The 998-nt window shown below is 36.6% G+C and carries 1 pseudogene; it reads right to left on the bottom strand.

Annotated elements, in window-relative coordinates:
* Positions 1-998: pseudogene (locus N8N51_RS10320) on the bottom strand (bacteriocin-associated integral membrane family protein); the annotation flags it as partial.

The raw sequence follows: 998 nt of genomic DNA on the forward strand, positions 1-998 counted from the left end.
CTAGCTATTCCAACAATAGCTCCTAGGATTAAAGTTGCTGTTTCAGTTTGAACTTCATTATAACGAGTTAGATAAACGCTTCTTCTTTCTTTAAGATAGGATACTTGCTCATAAATTCCAGCTTTCTTCAAGAGTTCTAGCCCACTCTCATATCCTTTGACAAAGATATTATTACCAGCATTGATAGACCACATAGATTTAGAAATGATACTATCACCTATAGATGTTGGAGTAAATACAACTAAAATCGGATCAGTCAAATACTGAGTGGATACAGGATTCTCACCGTTATTATAAACAAACCGCTTTTCTCCAGTTGGAAGATAACTAACAATCGCTCTCATTTCATACTCTAAAGGAGCACTTTCCTCCTCACCAGATTTTCCATAATAACTCAATCTTTCTTCAAAAGCTTTCTTAAGTTCTGCTTCCTGTGAACGAAGAGATTCTGGTAATAAGAGTCCAAATTCACCTTTTTGAAGATGGGCTAGTTTCTGTCTAGTATCATCATTTACAGTAACATTTTCCTTCTCCAAATAACTGGGACTAACATAGAGCGTATTAGCATCTGGACTATAGGTATCCAGTGTCTCTCCTTGTTCATTTGTTCCTTGAGGATTTGCAAAATGGAGCAGATTATCCTTTACATAAAGGGCTTGTTCTTCTTCGATTGCTTCCTTGGCAAAGGCATACCACTTATTCTGATTTTCTGTATCTTTTACTCTATCACCTAAGCCAAAGGAAATCTGGTAATAGTCTGCTCTGTCCTGCCATGCTTGTTTTGAAATTTCAAGTTCTTTCAATCGTTGGTAAGACGTCAAGCCTGTCTTAACAGCGTAGCCTACTGTAAAAACAGCAACTAACTGACACAATAGGGTTAAAGCCATCAAGCGTTTAAGGGGTAATCTTCCCTTAATAACGGGAACTAATGCTTTGTAACTCAAACTCATTAGATAAAGAAGCATTAGTAAAATTGAAATCGCCAATAAAAACAACAG

This window comes from Streptococcus mitis, from assembly GCF_946188685.1.
In the GTDB taxonomy this organism is placed as follows: Bacteria; Bacillota; Bacilli; order Lactobacillales; family Streptococcaceae; genus Streptococcus; species Streptococcus mitis_CC.